Genomic DNA, 18,570 nt, shown 5'->3' on the forward strand with positions numbered 1-18,570 from the left:
GATACCGCCCTCGCGGTAGGTCAGGTCGGTGTGGCAGACCCCGCAGGCCTTGACGTCGACGACGACCTCGCCGGGTCCCGGATCCGGGATGACGACGTCGACCAGTTCGACAGGCTGGCCCTTGCTCCGTGAGATCACCCCGCGCACCGTCTGACTCATGGTCTCCGACCTTAGTCGGGATAGGTTGACGGAATGTCCGCACTCGACGCGATCGCCGACTGGCCGGTGCCCACCGCCGCCGCGGCGGTGGTGGGCGATGCCGGGGTGCTGGCCCGTTACGGCGACACCTCGAAGGTGTACCGCCTGGCATCGGTGACCAAGCCGTTGGTCGCGCGGGCATCGCAGGTCGCGGTCGAGGAAGGCGTGTTCGATCTGGACACCCCCGCCGGGCCGCCGGGATCCACGGTTCGCCACCTACTGGCCCACGCCTCCGGCTTGGCCATGTCCTCCGCCGGGGTGCAGGCCCTCCCGGGCACCCGGCGGATCTACTCCAACCACGGGTTCGCGGTGCTGGCCGAGACCGTCGCGGCCCGGTCGGGCATCGAGTTCGGCCGGTACCTGACCGAAGCGGTCTTCGAGCCACTGGGCATGTCGGCCTCCGGTCTGGACGGCGGTGCGGCGGCGGCCGGTTTCGGGGCGTTCTCGACGGTGGCCGACCTGGCGGCTTTCGCCGGGGACCTGCTCAACCCGCGCCTGGTGTCGGCCCAGATGCACGCCGAGGCCACCAGTGTGCAGTTCCCGGGCCTGATCGGCGTGCTGCCCGGATTCGGGATGCAACGACCCAACGACTGGGGCCTGGGTTTCGAGATCCGGGACGGCAAGTCCCCGCACTGGACCGGAACGGCCAACTCGCCGGGCACCCACGGGCACTTCGGCCAGTCCGGGACCTTCCTGTGGGTCGACGGCGGTCTTGCCCTGGTGGTGCTCACCGACCGGGACTTCGGTGACTGGGCCAAACCGCTGTGGCCTGCGCTGTCGGACCGGGTTCTGGCCGAATTCAAGTCGGACTAGCGCAACAAGGGTCCCAAGGGGCACAATAGACACGTTCGACACAACTGCATCTTCTGCAAACACCAGGTCGTTGGGGAAGACGTCCCTAGTGGAGCCGAAGGAGTAGTGATGCGTGCGTCGAACCAGTTCGCCGACGCGACGACAGGCGTGGTGTACGTTCACGCCTCGCCCGCGGCGGTCTGCCCACATGTCGAGTGGGCGTTGTCGTCGACCCTCGGAGCGGGGGCGAACCTGAAGTGGACCCCGCAGCCGGCGATGCCCGGGCAGCTGCGTGCGGTCACCAATTGGGTCGGGCCGGTCGGCACCGGTGCCCGGCTGGCCAGTGCGCTGCGGTCCTGGTCGGTGCTCCGGTTCGAGGTCACCGAGGATCCCAGCCCCGGCGTGGACGGCCAGCGGTTCTGCCACACCCCGCAGTTAGGTCTGTGGAGCGGCGCGATGAGCGCCAACGGCGACGTCATGGTGGGCGAGATGCGGCTGCGCACCCTGATGTCGGCCGGAGCCGACACGCTGGCCGCCGAACTGGACACCGTGCTGGGAACGGCATGGGACGACGCTCTCGAGCCCTACCGCGACGGCGGCGATTCCGGTGAAGTCAGTTGGCTCAACCGCGGGGTCGGGTAGCCGTCAGGGCGGCGCCCAGCGACACGATGGCACCACCCAGTGCCATCCCGCCGACCACGTCGCTGAGGATATGTGCCCGCGAGTACAGGGCCAGGAAGGCGACGCACAGGACACCGGCCACCACCACGGCGGCCAGGGCCGCCCTGGCCGCCGCGCCGCGACCCACACCCAGGCAGACCGCGATCATCCCGAGCAGGGTCGCGGCCCCGGTGACATGTCCGGACGGGAACGAATGCGCGTAGTCCGTCAGCGAGCCGTCGTGCAATGCCGCCAGGGTGGCCTCCGAACGCCCGAATACCGACTTGAACGTCTCCTCCACCAGGACACCGGCCCCGACTCCACCGGTGACCAGCGCAAGGGGCAGCACCGACCGGGCGCGCAGTGCCAGCAGGGTTCCCCCCGCCACACCGGCGGTGGCGACGTGCAGGGGCCGGCCCAGATAGCCGAAGGCGGAATCGGCTTTCACCCGCCACCGCTCGGAGCGGTGAGCGTCCAACCATCGCTCGACGGCGTCGTCGGAGGCTGTCACCCAGTCCGCGTCGACCTGCAGGGCCAGGATCAGCAAGACCGCGAACAACGCGGCTGAGAGCATCAGCAGCCCGCCGCGGGCTTTACCGCTCACGGGGCTGTCGTTCCGCAGGTTGTCATCGCGCCCGCGGAACCAGGATCTTCAGCGCCCCGGGCACCGCCGAGATCTGGGCCGGCAGCGGGCAGGCGTAGTCGCCGTCGGCGTAGGCGTTGATACCCGCCGATTCCACCGTGACGGTGCGGGCCCGGTCGGTGCTCACCTCGTCGAGGTCCACGTGGGTGCCCTTGAACACGGTGGGGAACAGGCGGATGAGTGCGGCGCGGGAGGCGGTGTGAACCATGGTGACGTCGAGCAGTCCGTCGGTATGGTCGGCGTCCGGGCAGATCCGCATGCCGCCGCCGTAGGACCGGGTGTTCCCGAACGCCGCCAGGGTGAGATCGGTGACCAGTTCCCGTTCGCCGTCGAAGACCAGCCGGAAGGGCAGCAGGCGCAACTGCGACAACTCGGCGACGATCGCGAGGTTGTAGCGCATCCGGCCGTGCGGCCAGCGCATCCGGTTGACCCGGTCGCTGACCAGCGAGTCGAAACCGGTCGCCGCGACGGTGCCGAACCACGAACTGCTGCCGTCGGATCCGTTGATCAGGCCGAGGTCCACGGTCTCGGTATGCCCGGCGGCGATGATGTCGACGGCTGCGGCCGGGTCGCCGGTCGGGATGGCGTACTCGCGGGCGTGGTCGTTACCGGTGCCGGCCGGGACGATTCCGAGCGGAATGTCGTTGCGCGCCAGCGCTTGTAGCGCCAGTCGGATGACGCCGTCGCCGCCGACCACGACCAGTGCGTCGGTGCCGTCACGCACGGCCTCGTCGACCAGTTCGCGGGCGTGTTCGGCGTCGCGGCCGACGATCCCGAGGACGTCGATGCCGAGTTCCTGAAACCGCGCCACCGCTCTCTCGGCGGCGTGCGCGGCGTTGCCGTGTCCGGCCTTCGGGTTGGTCAGGACGGTGACCCTGGACAATGTCACGGAATGAGCTTGCCGGGGTTGAGGATTCCCGCTGGATCAAGAGTCCGCTTGACCGCGCGCAACACCTGCACACCCAGTTCCCCGATCTCGGCGGGCATCCAGTGCCGGTGGTCGGCGCCGACGGCGTGGTGGTGGGTGATGGTCCCGCCGTTGGCGACGATCGCGTCGCAGGCCGCCGCTTTGGCGGCGCGCCACTGCTCGATGGCGTCGCCGCGCTGTCCCGCGACGACGGTGAAGTACAGGCAGGCGCCGGTGGGATAGACATGCGAGATGTGGCACATCACCAGAGCGCTTGTGCCGCTCGCGCCCAGCGCCCCGGTCAGCGCCTCGGTGACCGCGGACTTCAACGCCGACAGGTTCGACCAGCTGGTCGCGGTCTCCAGGGTCTCGCACAGGGCGCCGGCACGCAGCAGCGAGTCCCGCAGGTAGGGGGCGTCGAAACGGCCCTGCTCCCAGGCCTTCGCGGGCCGATCGCCCAGCGAGGTCCCGCCGTGCGCCGCCAACACCTCCCGGGTCTCGGCATGGCGGCTCTGAGCGTGGGCGGCCGTGCCCTCGAAGACGGTGATGCCCAGGCAGCCGCCGGTGATGCTCTGTTCGCCGATGCTGTGCGTGGTGGCCAGGTTCACCCCGGTCTCGACCTCGTCGGACAACCGCAGCACGGTGGCTCCGGTTCCGGTCTGGGTGACCGCGCGCAGGGCCTCGGCGCCGGTGGCGAAGTCCGGGAACGACCACGCCTCGTGGCGAACGGCTTCCGGAACCCGGTGCACCCGAAGCCTGACCCTGGTGATGACGCCGAAGACGCCCTCCGAACCGCAGAACAGTTCCCGCAGGTCCGGTCCGGCGGCCGAGGCCGGCGCGCGGCCCAGGTCGAGCGGGCCCGCGGGGGTGAGGACACGCATGCCGGCGACCATGTCGTCGAACCGGCCGTAGCCGGCCGAGTCCTGGCCGGAGGAGCGCGTCGCGGCGAAACCGCCGATGCTGGCGAACCGGAAACTCTGCGGGAAGTGACCCAGCGAGAAACCGTGCTCGCCGAGCAGGCTCTCAGCCTGCGGCCCGGTCACGCCGGCGCCGAGTTCGGCTTCGCCGGAGATCTCGTCGAGCCGGTGCAGGGCGTCGAGTCGGCGCAGGTCCAGGCTGACCACGGCCTCGAACTCACCGCGGATCGGGTCGAGCCCGCCGACCACGCTGGTGCCGCCACCGAAGGGCACCACCGCAATGCGGTGCCGAGAGCAGTAGCCCAGGATCGCGGCGACCTCGTCCTCGCCGCCGGGCAGAAGCACCGCGTCGGGGGCATCCTGCTGGATCTGCTTGCGGCGCAGAAGATCCGGCGTGGACTTCCCGCCGGCGCGCAGCAGGCGGTCACGGTCGCCGGTGCGCAGGTGCTCCCGGCCCACGATCCCGGCCAGGCCGTCGCGGTGTTCCCGCGGCAGCGCCGACGGGGCCGGTCGCACCGCGTCGATCCCCGGCCCCGCAACCTCCTCGCCGGTGAGGCCGAGGGCCTGGACGAGCAGCGCCCGGATGCCCGCGGACAACGGCCTGGCCAGACCGGGATCCCCCCAGGCGTCCCAGGCCATCGGAGGCGACAGGTCTCCGGTATCGGTGTCGGCCACGGGTTACAGTATTACCAATTCCCGTGGCCATGAACACCGCTCTCAACGCCCGACGGCGCACCGCCGAGCTGACCGCGCTCGGCGATGCCCGCGGTGTCGACGTCGTGGTGATCGGCGGCGGCATCACCGGGACCGGCATCGCCCTGGACGCGGCCGGCAGGGGTCTGTCGGTGGTCCTGGTGGAGAAACACGACCTGGCGTTCGGCACCAGCCGGTGGAGTTCCAAGCTGGTGCACGGAGGCCTGCGCTACCTGGCCGGCGGCAACGTCGGCATCGCCCGGCGCAGCGCCGCCGAGCGCGGAATCCTGATGTCCCGCAACGCCCCCCATCTGGCCAGGGCGATGCCGCAGCTGGTCCCGCTGCTGCCGTCGATGAGCCGGGGCCAGCGGATGCTGACGCGGGTCGGGTTCCGGGCCGGCGACGTCCTGCGCGTGCTCGCCGGAACGAGGTCCTCGGTGCTGCCCCGGCCACGCCGGATCGGTGTGGGCGAGGCGGTGGCCCTGGCCCCGGCGGTGCGCCGCGCGGGTCTGGACGGCGCGCTGCTGGCCTACGACGGCCAGCTGATCGACGACGCCCGGCTGGTGGTCGCGGTGGCCCGCACGGCCGCCCGACACGAGGCGATCATCCTGACCCGGGTCGGGGCCTCCCACGCCACCGGGTCCTCGGTGCGGCTCACCGACGAACTGACCGGCGAGAGTCTGGACCTCGCGGCGCGGGCGGTGATCAATGCCACCGGTGTGTGGGCGGCCGAAGTGGACTCCTCCATCAAGCTGCGGCCCAGCCGGGGGACCCACCTGGTTTTCGACGCCGCCTCGTTCGGCAATCCGACTGCGGCGCTGACCATTCCGATACCGGGGGAGATCAACCGGTTCGTCTTCGCGATGCCCGAGCAACTGGGCCGGGTGTATCTCGGCCTGACCGACGAGGAATCGCCGGGCCCGATCCCGGACGTGCCGGAGCCCACCCCCGGTGAGGTGAGCTTCCTGCTCGACACCGTCAACACCGCGTTGGAGACGGCGTTGACGCCCGCGGACGTGACGGGTGCGTATGCGGGGTTGCGGCCTCTGATCGACGCCGGGGAGGGCCGGACCTCGGATCTGTCGAGGGATCACGCCGTCCTGGAGTCCGGCGACGGCTTGTTCAGCATCGTCGGCGGCAAGCTCACGGAGTACCGGTTGATGGCCGAGGATGTGCTGGACCGGGCCGTCGCCGCGCGCGGGCTGGGTGGGGGGCCGTGCCGCACGCGTGACCTGCCACTGGTGGGTGCTTCACCCACTCCCGTTGCGGCACAGGGCCTTCCGGCATCCCTGGTGGCCCGCTTCGGGGTCGAGGCGGCCCACGTCCTCGCCTCGGCGCGTTGCGAGCGGCCGACGGAGAAGGTGGCCGGGGGCATCGACGTGACCCGTGCGGAGTTCGAATTCGCGATCAGCCATGAAGGGGCGATGGACGTCGGGGACATCCTGGACCGTCGCACCCGCATCGGCCTGGTGGACGCCGACCGGGAACGGGCCGTGGCCGAGGCCGGGGAGATGCTCGCCGCGGCCCACTGAGTGCCGAACCCGACGAAATGGCGCGTTCTACTCGCACTTACGCGCCCAAATGTCGGTTTGGGCGCGGGGGAGGCGGGGCTACAGCGGGATATTCTTGTGCCGTCCGCGCCGGTGCGGCGCCTCGGCCAGCGCCTCGGTCAGTCTGCTGCGGGTGTGCGCCGGGTCGATCTTCTCGTCGACCACACCGATCTCGATCGCGCTGTCCACCCCGCCCGTGATGCGCTCGTGCTCGGCGGCCAGCTCCTCGTGCAGGGCCTCCCGCTCGTCGTCGGGGGCGGCGGCCAACTTCTTCTTGTGCAGGATGCCGACCGCGGCCTTCGCGCCCATCACCGCCACCTCGGCGTCCGGCCAGGCGAACACCTTGGTGGCGCCCAGGGAGCGGGAGTTCATCGCGATGTAGGCCCCGCCGTAGATCTTGCGGGTCACCAGGGTGACCCGGGGGACGGTGGCCTCGCCGAAGGCGTGCAGGAGTTTGGCGCCGCGACGCACCACGCCGCCCCACTCCTGGTCGACGCCCGGAAGGTAGCCCGGCACGTCGACGACCACCACCAGCGGTATTCCGAACGCATCGCACAGCCGGACGAAACGTGCTGCCTTCTCGGCGCTTTCGGAGTTCAGGCAGCCGCCCAGGCGCAGCGGGTTGTTGGCCAGGACCCCGACGGTACGGCCGGACAGCCGGCCCAGGCCGACCACCATCGACGGCGCCCACTTGGCCTGGAACTCCTCGAAGGGCGAATCGGAGTCCAGCAGCGCCTCGACCAGGGGATGCACGTCGTAGGCCCGCCGCGCCGACTCCGGCAGCAGGGCGTGCAGGTCGACTTCGCCGGCCTCGGCCTTGCTGCGGTCGAAATGGCCCTGCCGGCAGAAGTACCCGACCAGCCGGCGGCCACGGACGTAGGCGTCCGCCTCGTCGTCGGCGACGACGTGGCACACACCGGACTTCTTGTGATGGGTGTCCGGCCCGCCGAGCGACTCCATGTCGACGTCCTCGCCGGTGACGCTGCGGACCACGTCGGGTCCGGTGACGAACACACGCCCCTCCGGGGCCATGATCACCACGTCGGTCAATGCCGGGCCGTAGGCGGCGCCGCCGGCGGCGAAGCCGACCACCACCGAGATCTGCGGAACGTGGCCGGACGCCCGGATCATCGCCTCGAAGACCAGTCCCACCGCGTGCAGGGCGCGCACGCCCTCGGCCAGTCGGGCCCCGCCGGAGTGCCAGAGGCCGACGATCGGGCTGTTCTCCTCGATGGCCAAGTCGTAGGCGTCGACGATGTGCCGGCAGCCGTCCACGCCCATCGCGCCGCCCATGACGGTGCCGTCGGTGCAGAAGGCGATGGTACGCAGACCGTTGACGGTGCCGGCCGCCGCCAGCACGCCCGATCGGTCGCGTTCGTGCAGCAACTCGACGGTGTCCTCGTCGAAGAAGTTCCGAAGGCGCAGCAGTGGGTCGCGCGGGTCGCACTTCTCGCCGACTGCGTCGGGAGCCATGATGGTCATCCGAACCTCCTGTTCAGGCCAAGCCTGGTTAGTACTTGCCGAACGCGATCGCGACGTTGTGTCCCCCGAAGCCGAACGAGTTGTTCACCGCGTACCGGTAGTCGCCCTGACGAGGTTCGCCGGACACCACGTCGAGGTCGATCTCCGGGTCGAGATTGCGGAGGTTGAGCGTCGGCGGGATGACGCCGTCGCGCAACGCCAGCACGGTGAGGATCGACTCCACCGCACCCACCGCGCCGACCGAGTGGCCCAGCGCCGACTTGGGCGCGTAGACCGCCGGCTGGTGTCCGCCCATCGCCCTGTTGATCGCCCTGCCCTCGGCGACGTCGCCCACCGAGGTTCCGGTGGCGTGGGCGTTGACGTGGCCGATGTCGCCGGGTTGCAGTCCGGCCAGTTGCACCGCGCGGGTGATCGCCTGGCCGGCCTGCTCGCCGTTGGGATCCGGCGCCACGATGTGGTGGCCGTCGGAGGTCACCGAGGCCCCCATGACGCGGCCCAGGATGGTGGCTCCGCGGGCTTTGGCGTGCTCCTCGGTCTCGATCACTATGAGCGCGGCGCCCTCCCCGAACACGAAGCCGTTGCGGTCCCGGTCGAACGGCCGGCAGGCGCCGGCCGGGTCGTCGTTGCTGGTGGAGAGCACGATGCGCATCTGGGCGAACCCGGCGATGGGCACCGCCTCGATCTTGGTCTCGACGCCGCCGCAGACCGCGATGTCGGCCTCGCCGTAGACGATGTTGCGCCAGGCGTTGGCGATGGCCTCCGAGCCTGACGCGCACGCCGAGATGGCCGTGCACACACCGGCCTTCGCCTTCAGTTCCAGACCGATGACCGCGGCCGCCCCGTTGGGCATGAACTTCTGGACCACCAGCGGGGACACCGCGCGAAGGCCCTTGGCCCGCATCCCGTCGTAGGCGAACAGCAGTTCCTCCGAGGAACCCATGCCGGTTCCCACCGACACCATCAGGCGTCGGGTGTCGACCTCCGGCGCGCCGGCGTTCTGCCACGCCCGGCGGCCGACGACGATCGCCATCTTCTGCAGATAGGACATCCGGCGGAGTTCGACCTTGTCGAGTTCGCTCTCGAAGTCCTCCAGCAGATGCCCGCCGATCCGCACCGGGAGGTCGTACTCGTCGACGAACGGGTCGTCGAGTGTGCGGATGCCGGATTGTCCGTCCAGGAGCCTTTTCCAGGTGCTCTCAGCGTCGGTCGCGAGCGCGGTCGTCATGGCAATGCCGGTGACGACCACGTCCGGAAGACCGTTTCCCGTTGTCAGCATCGGTGAAGCCCGGTCCTTCCCCCGTGTCAGTACCGTCCGAAGGCCAGCGCGACGTTGTGCCCGCCGAAACCGAACGAGTTGTTTATCGCGTACTGGTAATCGCCGTACCGCGGTTCCCCGGCCACGACGTCGAGGTCGATCTCGGGGTCGGGCGTCTCGTAGTTCAGCGTCGGCGGGATGACGCCGTCGCGCAGAGACAGAACCGTGAGGATCGACTCCAGGGCGCCCACCGCACCGATGGAGTGGCCCAGCGCGGACTTGGGCGCGTACACGGCGGCCTGCTCGACCCCGGCGACCCGGATGGCGTTGGCCTCCGCGGTGTCGCCGATCGGGGTGGCGGTGCCATGGGCGTTGACGTGATGAATGTCCTTGGCGGACAAGCCCGCCAACTCCATCGCCCGCGTCATCGCCCGGCCGGCCCGCGCACCGTCGGGATCCGGCGCCACCATGTGGTAGGCGTCGGAGGTGATGCCCGCGCCCAACAGCCGGGCCAGTGGCTTGGCGCCACGAGCCTTGGCATGCTCCTCGGTCTCGATGATCATCATCGCGCCGGCCTCGCCGAACACGAAGCCGTCGCGATCCTTGTCGAACGGCCGGGAGGCGCGTTCGGGCTCATCGTTGCGGGTCGACATCGCACGCATCATCGAGAACGCCGCGATCGGCAGCGCCTCGATCATGCCCTCCACGCCACCGCAGACCACCATGTCGGCGTCCCCCATGACGATGTGCCGCCAGGCGTGGGCGATGGCCTCCGAACCCGACGAACAGGCCGAAACCGGGGTGATGACCCCGGCGCGCGCCCCGAGATCGAGGCCGACGACCGCGGCGGCGCCGTTGGGCATGATCATCTGAACGGCCAGTGGCGAGACCTTTCGGGGACCGCCCTCGTTCATCAGGTCGTAGGTCTCGACGATCTTCTCGCCGCCACCCAGGCCGGTGCCGATCACGACCGCGAAGCGGTCCGGGTCGACTTCGGGGGCGCCGGCGGCGTCCCACATCTTCCTACCGAGGTATTTGGACATCCGCTGGACATACGACATGCGTCGCATCTCCAGGCGGCCCATGTGGTCGTCGACCGGATCGACGAGGTGCCCGCCGATCCGCACCGGCAGGTCCCACTTGGTGACGAAGTCGTCCTCGAGGACCCGGATGCCGCTCTCCCCGGCCAGCAGGGCCTTCCAGGTGGTGTCGATGTCGGCGCCGAGCGCCGTGGTCGCCTCGACGGCGGTCACCACGACGTTCGGGAAACCCCCGTTGGCGGTTGACGGCCTCGGAGAGGATCCGGCAGACACCGTCACGACTCCGACGAGAACTTCTCGCGCAGGGCGGCGGCGGCCTCGGGGTTCTCTTCTTCCAGCTTCTGGATGTAGGAGACGACGTCGCCGACGGTGCGCAGCCCGGCCAGGTCCTCGTCCGGGATCTTCACGCCGTACTTGTCCTCGGTCTGAACGGCGATCTCGACCATCGACAGCGAGTCGATGTCCAGATCGTCGACGAAGGACTTCTCCGGGGTGACCTCGGAGGGCTCGATACCGGTGACCTCTTCGATGATCTCGGCGAGACCGGCGATGATTTCGTCCTGACTGGCGGCCACTTGGTGGCTCCTTCCCTTTTGTTTACCTGACTGTGCTTACTTGACTGCTCGTTACTTGACTGCTCGTTACTGGACTGCTCGTTACTGGACTGCGGTTGTTGGGTTTGTCCTGGCGGGCTGGCCTACAGGCCGGCCGTCCCGTCCAGATCTGCGGGTGTCTTGACGGCAAGCGTCGTGACGCCCCGAAGTTCTCGTTTGGCGATGCCGGTCAGAGCGCCCGCGGGCGGGAACTCGACGATCGCGCTGGTGTTGAGCGTGCGCATGGTCTCGGTGCACAGGTCCCACCGGACCGGGCGGGTGAGCTGGGCGACCAGTTTCTCCATCGCGTCGGCGCCGGAGGCGACCGGCCGGCCGTCGGCGTTGGACAGCAGCGTGACGGTGGGGTCGTTCGCGCTGACCTCGGCGGCCGCGGCGGCGTAGCCGTCCAGCGCCGAGGCCATGTAGTGGGTGTGGAACGCCCCGGCGGTGGCCAATTGGCGCACCCTCGCCTTGGCCGGCGGGTCCTCGGCCAGCTTCTCCAGCGCCGACAGGGCGCCGGCGGCCACGATCTGCCCGGCCGCGTTGCGGTTGGCCGGGATCAGCTCGAGGGCATCCAGCCGGGCGAGGACCTCGGCCTCGTCGCCGCCGAGCACCGCGGACATGCCGGTCGGCTCGGCCGCGCAGGCCTTGGCCATCTCCGCGCCGCGGACGGCGGCCAGCTTGACCGCCTCGTCGGGGGAGATGACCCCGGCGATCGCGTAGGCCGCGATCTCGCCGACCGAGTGTCCGGCCACGACCACCTGTGCGGGCAGCCCCCGGCCGGCCAGCTCCGCGTGGGCGAGCAGGGTGGCCGCGACGACCAGCGGCTGGGTGACGGAAGTGTCGGTGATCTCCTCGGCGGTCGCCGTGGTCCCCAGTGCGACCAGATCCAGGCCGCTGATGTCCGACCAGGCGGCAAGCCGGTCGGCGGCACCCGGCAGTTCCAGCCACTCGGAGAGCATGCCGGGAGTCTGGGAACCCTGCCCGGGGGCGAGGAAGGCGATCACATCTCTAAGAGAACACTGTGAACGCCGATTTGCGGGGTGTAAAGGATTATGAACCTTGTCTTAGGTTTTTGTTGAGACCCTACAAATTCGGCCCCGGATGCGACTTCGGAGACGCATTTCCCGCGATCTAATCCACCCGGCCCAGACCCACCAACGGCGAGGTGAGCTGGGGCGCGGGGCCGTTTGCACTGCTCTGTGGTGTGGTTGTCGGGGAGGCCGGATAGCCCAGCCGCCCGACCGTCCGGGCCACCCGCAGCACGTAGGCGTCCCGGGGGATGGTGGGATCACGCCCGGTGAAGTCGGTGATCCGCCTGAGGCGGTAACGGACCGTATTTGGATGAACGAACAGTCTTCGGGCGCACGCCTCGATGGCACCGCCGCTGTCGAGGTAGGCGTCGAGCGTCTCCGACAGCGCGGGACCGGCGTCGGCGAGGGGCCGGGTGACGTCGTTGTACAGCGCGGCGACCGCCGAGGTGTCGCCCAGCAGGGCGCGTTCGGGCAGCAGTTCGCGCGCCGAAACCGGCCGCGGCGCTCCGGCCCATCCCGCGACGGCGTTCATGCCCGAGATCGCCTCGCCGGCGCTGAGATGGGCCGCCGTCAGCATCGGCGCGGTGGGCCCGATCACCACCGGGCCGTCGGAGAAAGCCCGGGCCAGGTCGTTGAAGAAGCGGTCCGTGGGCGACAACGGGCCGGAGATGATCGCGATCAGCCAGGTCCCGTGGACGTCGGCAAGGGCGGCCCGGTCGTGCCGGCGGGCGGCGGCGCGGACGTCCTCGCCGGCGTATTCCTCCCGGCCCGGCGGGGGAGTGCCGACCACCACCGTCGCCGGAGCGGTGGTGTCCCAGTTCAGTGCGGCCGCACGGGAGAGCAGTTCGGGGCCGGTGTCGCCGCGGACCACCGCGTCGACCACGCTGGCCTCCATCCGGCTGTCCCAGGACCCGCGCGCCTCGGCGGCGTCGGCGTAGGCGCTGGCCGCGGCGAAGGCCAGGTCGCGGCTGTAGCGCAGGATGCCGACCGTCAGCGCGGTCAACTGCGCCTCGTTGCGGGCCACCATCGGGACGACCTCTTCGAAGTACTCCATCGTCACCCGGACCATGTCCACCGTCTGCGCCAGCGCTATCTTGCGGGTCAGGTCCTGGGGCACCAGTTCGAAGGCCTGTGCCGTGTAGCCGACCTGGCTGGCCGGGTTGCGGACCCACTCGGCGAAGTTGACCACCGCGGCCTGCACCACCAGTTGCACGCTGGCCCGTTGGGAGGCTTCCAGGTCGGCGAAGAACGGCAACCGTTTCTCCATGGCCTGCACGGCCTCGGTGGCCAGCCGCCCCGAGCGCCCCTTGAGCCTGCGCAGCGTCGACTCCGGTATGTCCTCGAGCAGTTCCAGCGGAGACCTCCGCTGCTCGAGGAACGGGTTGTCGGCCATAGATAGAAGCTACGCCAGATTTTGGCGGAAACAGCCAACCCGGCTTCGGCTTACGCGACCCCGGGATCGGAGGTCTGTTCCGGCGCGGCCAGCACGTCGTCGATCCGGTATTCCCGGGCCGCGGCGACGGCCACCGACGGGTCGATCTCGCCGTCGCGGGCCAGCGCCTCGAGCACCGCCACGACCACCGACTCGGCGTCGGTGTTGAAATAGCGGCGGGCCGCCGGCCGGGTATCGGAGAAACCGAAGCCGTCGGTGCCCAGCGTGAGGTAGGTGCCCGGCACCCACTGCCGGATCTGGTCGGGAACCGCCCGCATCCAGTCCGAAACCGCCACCACCGGGCCGGCGGTCCGGCCGAGGGCTTCGGTGACGAACGGGGTGCGGGGCTGCCGGTCCGGATGGCGCAGCCGCTCCCTCTCCACGGCCAGCCCGTCGCGGTGCAGTTCGTTCCAGCTCGTCACCGACCAGACATCGGCGGCGACGTCCCAGCGCTGCGCGAGCATGTCGGCGGCCCGCAGCGCGTCGGGCATCGACACCCCCGACGCCAGGATCTGCGCCACGTTGTTGCGCTTCTCGGCCGCGGCCCGGAACCGGTACATGCCGCGCAGCAGACCCTCGACATCGAGGTTCTCCGGTTCGGCCGGCTGAGGGTAGGGCTCGTTGTAGATGGTGATGTAGAAGTAGACGTTCTCCGGGTCGTCCCCGAACATGCGGGCCAGTCCGCTCTCCACGATGTAGGCCAGCTCGTAGGCGAACGCGGGGTCGTAGGCCACCACGGCGGGGTTGGTGGAGGCCAGCAGCTGCGAGTGGCCGTCGGCGTGCTGCAGCCCCTCACCGGTCAGTGTGGTCCGCCCGGCGGTCGCGCCCAGCACGAAGCCGCGGGCCATCTGGTCGGCGGCCGCCCAGAAGCTGTCGCCGGTGCGCTGGAACCCGAACATCGAGTAGAAGATGTAGACCGGGATCATCGGCTCGTTGTGCGTCGAGTAGGACGTGCCCACCGCGGTGAAGGATGCGCACGAACCCGCCTCGTTGATGCCCTCGTGCAGGATCTGGCCGGTCGGGCTCTCCTTGTAGGCCAGCATCAGCTGGGCGTCGACGGCGGTGTAGAGCTGGCCGTTGCGGTTGTAGATCTTCAGGGTGGGGAACCACGAGTCCATCCCGAAGGTGCGGGCCTCGTCGGGGATGATCGGAACGATCCGCTTGCCGACGGCGTTCTCGCCGCTTTCGCGGAGCAGTTCCTTGAACACCCGCACCGCCGCCATCGTGGTGGCCACCGCCTGGTTGCCCGAGCCGCCCTTGAGCGGCTTGTAGACGTCGCGCGCCGGCAGCGTCAGGGCCTTGGAGCTGTTGCGCCGCTGCGGTAGGAACCCGCCCAGCGCGGTGCGCCGGTCCAGTAGGTAGCGGATCTCCGGCGCGTCCGGACCCGGGTGGTAGTACGGCGGCAGGTAGGGGTTGCCCTCGAGTTGGGCGTCGGTCACCGGGATGCGCATGGCGTCGCGGAAGTCCTTGAGGTCTTGCAGCGCAAGCTTTTTCATCTGATGGGTGGCGTTGCGGCCCTGGAAGTGGGCGCCGAGGGTGTAGCCCTTGATGGTCTTGGCGAGGATGACGGTGGGCTGGCCCTTGTGTTCGGACGCCGCCCGGTAGGCGGCGTAGACCTTGCGGTAGTCGTGGCCGCCGCGCTTGAGGTTCCAGATCTCGGCGTCGCTCATCTGCCGCACCAGGGACTTGGTGCGCGGATCGCGGCCGAAGAAGTGCTCGCGCACATAGGCGCCGTCGTTTGCCTTGTAGGTCTGGAAGTCGCCGTCGGGGGTGGTGTTCATCAGGTTCACCAGGGCGCCGTCGGAGTCGGCGTGCAGCAGGGCGTCCCACTCCCGTCCCCAGACCACCTTGATGACGTTCCAGCCCGCACCCCGGAAGAAGGACTCCAGCTCCTGGATGATCTTGCCGTTGCCGCGGACCGGGCCGTCGAGGCGCTGGAGGTTGCAGTTGACCACGAAGGTGAGGTTGTCCAGTCCCTCCAGTGCAGCCATGTGGGACAGGCCGCGGCTTTCCGGCTCGTCCATCTCGCCGTCGCCGAGGAATGCCCATACGTGCTGGTCGGAGGTGTCCTTGATACCCCTGTCGTGCATATAGTGGTTGAAGCGGGCCTGGTAGATGGCGTTCATCGGCCCCAGCCCCATCGACACGGTGGGGAACTCCCAGAACTCGGGCATGAGGCGCGGATGCGGGTAGGACGGCAGCCCGCCCCCCGGGTGGCTGTGCTCCTGGCGGAACCCGTCGAGTCTGTCCTCGGTGAGCCGGCCCTCCAGGAACGCACGGGCGTAGATGCCGGGCGCGGCATGACCCTGGATGAAGACCTGGTCGCCGCCCCCGGGATGGGACTTGCCGCGGAAGAAGTGGTTGAAGCCGACCTCGTAGAGCGCCGCCGAGGAGGCGTAGGTGGAGATGTGCCCGCCGACGCCGACGCCCGGGCGCTGGGCGCGGTGCACCATGATCGCGGCGTTCCAGCGGATCCAGCGGCGATAGCGGCGCTCGACGTCCTCGTCGCCGGGGAACCATGGCTCCAGATCGGTGGGGATGGTGTTGACGTAGTCGGTGGACGTAAGGGCCGGGATCGCGACGCGCTGCTCACCGGCGCGCTCCAGCAGGCGCAGCATCAGGTAGCGCGCCCTGGCCGGACCCGACCGGGCCAACAGGTCGTCGAACGACTCAAGCCACTCCGAGGTCTCCTCGGCGTCGATGTCGGGCAGGTAGGACGCCACACCCTCCCGGATGACTCGGACCCGTTCGGATCGGTTCGAGCCCGGATTCGGAGAGGCTGGGTCGCGGGTGAACTGGGTGGTCAATTCCACTCCTCGTTGGCTGCGGCGCTCGTGCGGGCGGTTCGTCTTCCATCGTGCCCCACTCGCCTCGCCGACGGTGCGGAGTGCGGCAGCCTCGTCGAGATTCGTGCCAGACGCGAAACCGGCCGCCGGCACAGGTAACGTCTGCATCCGTGCTGAGCGGATCCACACGCCGATCGCGCATCGCGGGAATGCTGGCCGGCGGGGTGTGCGTGCTGGCGATGGGGTGCACCTCGACCACCGAAGGCGACCCGAGCGCCGACGCCGGGGACGCGCCGGCCTACCGCACCTCGATGTCGGTGTCCTCGTCCCAATCGGTGGCCAGTTCGAGAGCCCGCGAGTCGCAACGTCAGGCCGCGATGACCACGCAGGCCGTCCACACCACCTGCGAGACGCTGTCCACCACCAGTGCCGCTGCCATCGACGCGGTCAACGGCTACGTCGGCGCCTTCAACGCCGACGCCGCGGACACCGCGGCCGCCGCGGCCGCCGAGGGGCCGGCCGTCGATGAGCTGCGCCGGAGCGCGGAAGCGGTGGAGAAGAGCATCACCGACGTCGTCCCCGACGAGATGAGGAAGGCTTTCATGCTGTGGGTCGACGGCGCGCGGACCACCGCGGACGCGATCACCAGGCGGGCCTCGCCCTCGGAGTTCAACCAGATCATCAACCGTCTCAACTCGGCGCGCTCCGACGTCCTTCGCCTCTGCGACGCCACCTACTGAAACGCCATGTGCAACGATAAGGCGCACGACAGCCGGTATCACGCCAGAGGAGGTTGCGACTGTGGTCGCCGTAGGTGACAGCGGGCGTAGCTACGCCCAGAGACTGGGCATCGACCGCGATCGGATCGTGCAGGAACTGGGCTGGGACGAGGACACCGATGACGACATCCGGGCCGACGTCGAGGACGCCTGCGGCAGCGACCTCCTCGACGAGGACGCCGACGAAGTCGTCGACGTGGTGATGCTCTGGTGGCGCGACGGCGACGGTGACCTGGTGGACCGGTTGATGGACGCCATCACCCCGCTGGCCGAGGACGGAATCATCTGGGTTCTGACACCCAAGACCGGCAAGCCCGGCCACGTGGCGCCGGCCGACATCGCCGAGGCGGCGCCGACCGCCGGACTGATGCAGACGTCCTCGGCCAATCTCGGGGACTGGATCGGCAGCCGGCTGGTCCAACCGAAATCGAAAGCGGCCGGGAGGCATTCATGACCGTTGCAGTCGGCGCCCAGGCGCCCGATTTCACCCTCAAGGACCAGAACGGCCGGCCGGTCACCCTGAGTGACTACCGCGGCAAGAAGAACGTGCTGCTGGTGTTCTTCCCGCTGGCCTTCACCGGCATCTGCCAGGGCGAGCTCGACGAGGTGCGGGACAACCTGCCCAGCTACGACAACGACGACACCGCCACGCTGGCGATCTCGGTGGGCCCCTCGCCCACTCACAAGATCTGGGCCACCGAGAGCGGGTTCACCTTCCCGGTGCTCTCCGACTTCTGGCCGCACGGCGAGGTGGCGCAGGCCTACGGGGTGTTCAACTCCGATGCCGGCTTCGCCAACCGGGGCACCTTCCTGGTCGACAAGTCCGGGATGGTCCGTTTCGCCGAATGCAAGCAGCCCGGAGAGGCCCGCGATCAGAAGGTCTGGACCGATGCGCTGGCCGCGGTGAAGGCTTGACCCGGATTTCGCAAGGGCGTGTAGCTCAGTGGTAGAGCTCTGGTTTTACACACCAGCGGTCGGGGGTTCGAAACCCTCCGCGCCCACTCGGTGAGGGGCTGACGCGGCCCGGGCGGGGACTTTGGACCCTAGATGTCTTAGCCGGTACGCGGCTAGGATTCGCGAGGAGTGCTTTCAGGATCGGGGGCAGTCGGGATGCGTGTGCCGGCGTATGCGGGCCGAGTCGGGATCACGGCGGTGGCCTTGTGCGTCGGCCTCGTCGGCGGTGCCGGGGACGCGTGGGCCGCGCCGGTGGATTCGCCGTCGGACTCCGCAACCTCATCCGACACCGACTCGGTCCGGCCGGCGCGTGTGGGTCGGGCTGCGTCGACCGGTGCGGGCCCGCGGTCCCGGACCGCACGGTCGGGGCGAGGTGCGGCCGCTGAACCGTCCGTCCCGCGTCCCTCGGCCGCCACCGGCAACGCCGCCGCCAACAACGGCCAACCGCCAGGGGAACGGTCGGTGCCAAGCCGGTCGGTGGCATCCCCGGAGGCCGTCCAGGCGGATGAGGTGCCGCAGACGCCGCCGCCGCAGACGCCTAACCCGCCAGCGGCATGGACTGAACCTGAACCGGCCGTCGCCGCGCCGTCGCCGGCAGCCGCCGCCCCGCCGGCTACCAGTGCGCCGGTACTCGCCGTGGCGCCGTCAGGCCCGCAGGCTGTCCCGGTGACGGCATTCGCCTCGGCCGCCTCCGCCCAACCCGCGCCGGCCGCCGGACTGGTCGGGTCGCTGGCCGCCGGGCCGCTCGGATCGACCCCGGAGTCGCCGCTCGGCTGGGGTGTGCTGGCGGCCGCCCGCGGTGAGATCGGGCGGTACCGCAGAGGCGGTGCGCCGGTGACCGCCGGGGCCGCCACC

18 protein-coding genes and 1 tRNA gene are annotated in these 18,570 nt (G+C 69.9%); 8 read left to right on the forward strand and 11 right to left on the reverse strand.

Annotated features, from left to right (window positions below):
* On the reverse strand, window positions 1–159 hold a 159-nt coding region (locus ADBZ5U_RS06420), incomplete at its 3' end, for an alcohol dehydrogenase catalytic domain-containing protein (RefSeq protein WP_526263587.1).
* A 33-nt stretch (window positions 160–192) separates the two neighbouring features.
* Between ADBZ5U_RS06420 and ADBZ5U_RS06425 the strand changes: the two genes are divergently transcribed.
* A complete protein-coding gene (locus ADBZ5U_RS06425; RefSeq protein ID WP_526263559.1) occupies window positions 193–1,011 on the forward strand; it encodes a serine hydrolase domain-containing protein in 819 nt (272 codons plus the stop codon).
* A 108-nt stretch (window positions 1,012–1,119) separates the two neighbouring features.
* A complete protein-coding gene (locus ADBZ5U_RS06430) occupies window positions 1,120–1,632 on the forward strand; it encodes a DUF3145 family protein (RefSeq protein ID WP_526263561.1) in 513 nt (170 codons plus the stop codon).
* Here the strand turns inward: ADBZ5U_RS06430 and ADBZ5U_RS06435 are convergent.
* From ADBZ5U_RS06435 to ADBZ5U_RS06445, 3 genes are read right to left on the reverse strand one after another with little or no spacing between them, the layout of a single operon-like run.
* On the reverse strand, window positions 1,613–2,254 hold the full coding sequence (locus ADBZ5U_RS06435; RefSeq protein ID WP_526263563.1) for a phosphatase PAP2 family protein: 642 nt from the start codon (window positions 2,252–2,254) through the stop codon (window positions 1,613–1,615). The two genes, ADBZ5U_RS06430 and ADBZ5U_RS06435, sit on opposite strands and share 20 nt — an antisense overlap.
* Before the next feature lie 22 nt (window positions 2,255–2,276).
* Window positions 2,277–3,182: a diacylglycerol kinase gene (locus tag ADBZ5U_RS06440; protein ID WP_526263565.1), complete on the reverse strand. Its 906-nt coding sequence runs from the start codon at window positions 3,180–3,182 to the stop codon at window positions 2,277–2,279.
* Window positions 3,179–4,756, reverse strand: coding sequence for an FAD-binding oxidoreductase (locus ADBZ5U_RS06445; protein WP_526263589.1), 1,578 nt, complete (start codon window positions 4,754–4,756; stop codon window positions 3,179–3,181). Before ADBZ5U_RS06445 ends, ADBZ5U_RS06440 begins: the two co-directional genes overlap by 4 nt.
* Window positions 4,757–4,821: 65 nt before the next feature.
* On the opposite strand from ADBZ5U_RS06445, the gene ADBZ5U_RS06450 reads away from it, so the two are divergent.
* Complete coding sequence (locus ADBZ5U_RS06450; RefSeq protein WP_526263591.1) at window positions 4,822–6,342, forward strand: glycerol-3-phosphate dehydrogenase/oxidase; 1,521 nt, start codon at window positions 4,822–4,824, stop codon at window positions 6,340–6,342.
* Between the two features lie 78 nt (window positions 6,343–6,420).
* On the opposite strand, the gene ADBZ5U_RS06455 is transcribed toward ADBZ5U_RS06450, so the two are convergent.
* The 7 genes from ADBZ5U_RS06455 to aceE all read right to left on the reverse strand — a co-directional run bounded on the left by ADBZ5U_RS06455 (window position 6,421) and on the right by aceE (window position 16,003).
* Entirely contained in the window at window positions 6,421–7,842 is a 1,422-nt protein-coding gene (locus ADBZ5U_RS06455) for an acyl-CoA carboxylase subunit beta (RefSeq protein WP_526263567.1), read from the reverse strand.
* Window positions 7,843–7,870: 28 nt separating this feature from the next.
* On the reverse strand, window positions 7,871–9,118 hold the full coding sequence (kasB, locus tag ADBZ5U_RS06460) for a 3-oxoacyl-ACP synthase KasB (RefSeq protein ID WP_526263569.1): 1,248 nt from the start codon (window positions 9,116–9,118) through the stop codon (window positions 7,871–7,873).
* A 26-nt stretch (window positions 9,119–9,144) separates the two neighbouring features.
* Complete coding sequence (kasA, locus tag ADBZ5U_RS06465) at window positions 9,145–10,410, reverse strand: 3-oxoacyl-ACP synthase KasA (protein WP_526263593.1); 1,266 nt, start codon at window positions 10,408–10,410, stop codon at window positions 9,145–9,147.
* Between the two features lie 2 nt (window positions 10,411–10,412).
* Window positions 10,413–10,712: a meromycolate extension acyl carrier protein AcpM gene (gene acpM / locus ADBZ5U_RS06470; RefSeq protein ID WP_526263571.1), complete on the reverse strand. Its 300-nt coding sequence runs from the start codon at window positions 10,710–10,712 to the stop codon at window positions 10,413–10,415.
* Window positions 10,713–10,834: 122 nt separating this feature from the next.
* Entirely contained in the window at window positions 10,835–11,737 is a 903-nt protein-coding gene (locus ADBZ5U_RS06475; RefSeq protein WP_526263573.1) for an ACP S-malonyltransferase, read from the reverse strand.
* A 127-nt stretch (window positions 11,738–11,864) separates the two neighbouring features.
* A complete protein-coding gene (locus ADBZ5U_RS06480) occupies window positions 11,865–13,157 on the reverse strand; it encodes a PucR family transcriptional regulator (protein ID WP_526263575.1) in 1,293 nt (430 codons plus the stop codon).
* Between the two features lie 50 nt (window positions 13,158–13,207).
* On the reverse strand, window positions 13,208–16,003 hold the full coding sequence (aceE, locus tag ADBZ5U_RS06485; protein WP_526263577.1) for a pyruvate dehydrogenase (acetyl-transferring), homodimeric type: 2,796 nt from the start codon (window positions 16,001–16,003) through the stop codon (window positions 13,208–13,210).
* A 149-nt stretch (window positions 16,004–16,152) separates the two neighbouring features.
* Here aceE and ADBZ5U_RS06490 point away from each other — a divergent pair, with 149 nt between their 5' ends.
* The 5 genes from ADBZ5U_RS06490 to ADBZ5U_RS06510 form a co-directional block, all read left to right on the forward strand.
* On the forward strand, window positions 16,153–16,722 hold the full coding sequence (locus ADBZ5U_RS06490) for an Rv2240c family protein (RefSeq protein ID WP_526263579.1): 570 nt from the start codon (window positions 16,153–16,155) through the stop codon (window positions 16,720–16,722).
* A 61-nt stretch (window positions 16,723–16,783) separates the two neighbouring features.
* Window positions 16,784–17,215, forward strand: coding sequence for a DUF3052 family protein (locus ADBZ5U_RS06495; protein ID WP_526263581.1), 432 nt, complete (start codon window positions 16,784–16,786; stop codon window positions 17,213–17,215).
* Window positions 17,212–17,676, forward strand: coding sequence for a peroxiredoxin (locus ADBZ5U_RS06500; protein ID WP_526263583.1), 465 nt, complete (start codon window positions 17,212–17,214; stop codon window positions 17,674–17,676). Before ADBZ5U_RS06495 ends, ADBZ5U_RS06500 begins: the two co-directional genes overlap by 4 nt.
* A gap of 14 nt (window positions 17,677–17,690) precedes the next feature.
* Window positions 17,691–17,762: transfer RNA gene (locus tag ADBZ5U_RS06505), tRNA-Val, on the forward strand.
* Between the two features lie 619 nt (window positions 17,763–18,381).
* Window positions 18,382–18,570 (forward strand): hypothetical protein (locus ADBZ5U_RS06510; protein ID WP_526263585.1); only part of this gene is annotated, 189 nt, incomplete at its 3' end.

The sequence above is a fragment of the Mycobacterium sp. genome (assembly GCF_040398885.1).
Taxonomy (GTDB): domain Bacteria; phylum Actinomycetota; class Actinomycetes; order Mycobacteriales; family Mycobacteriaceae; genus Mycobacterium.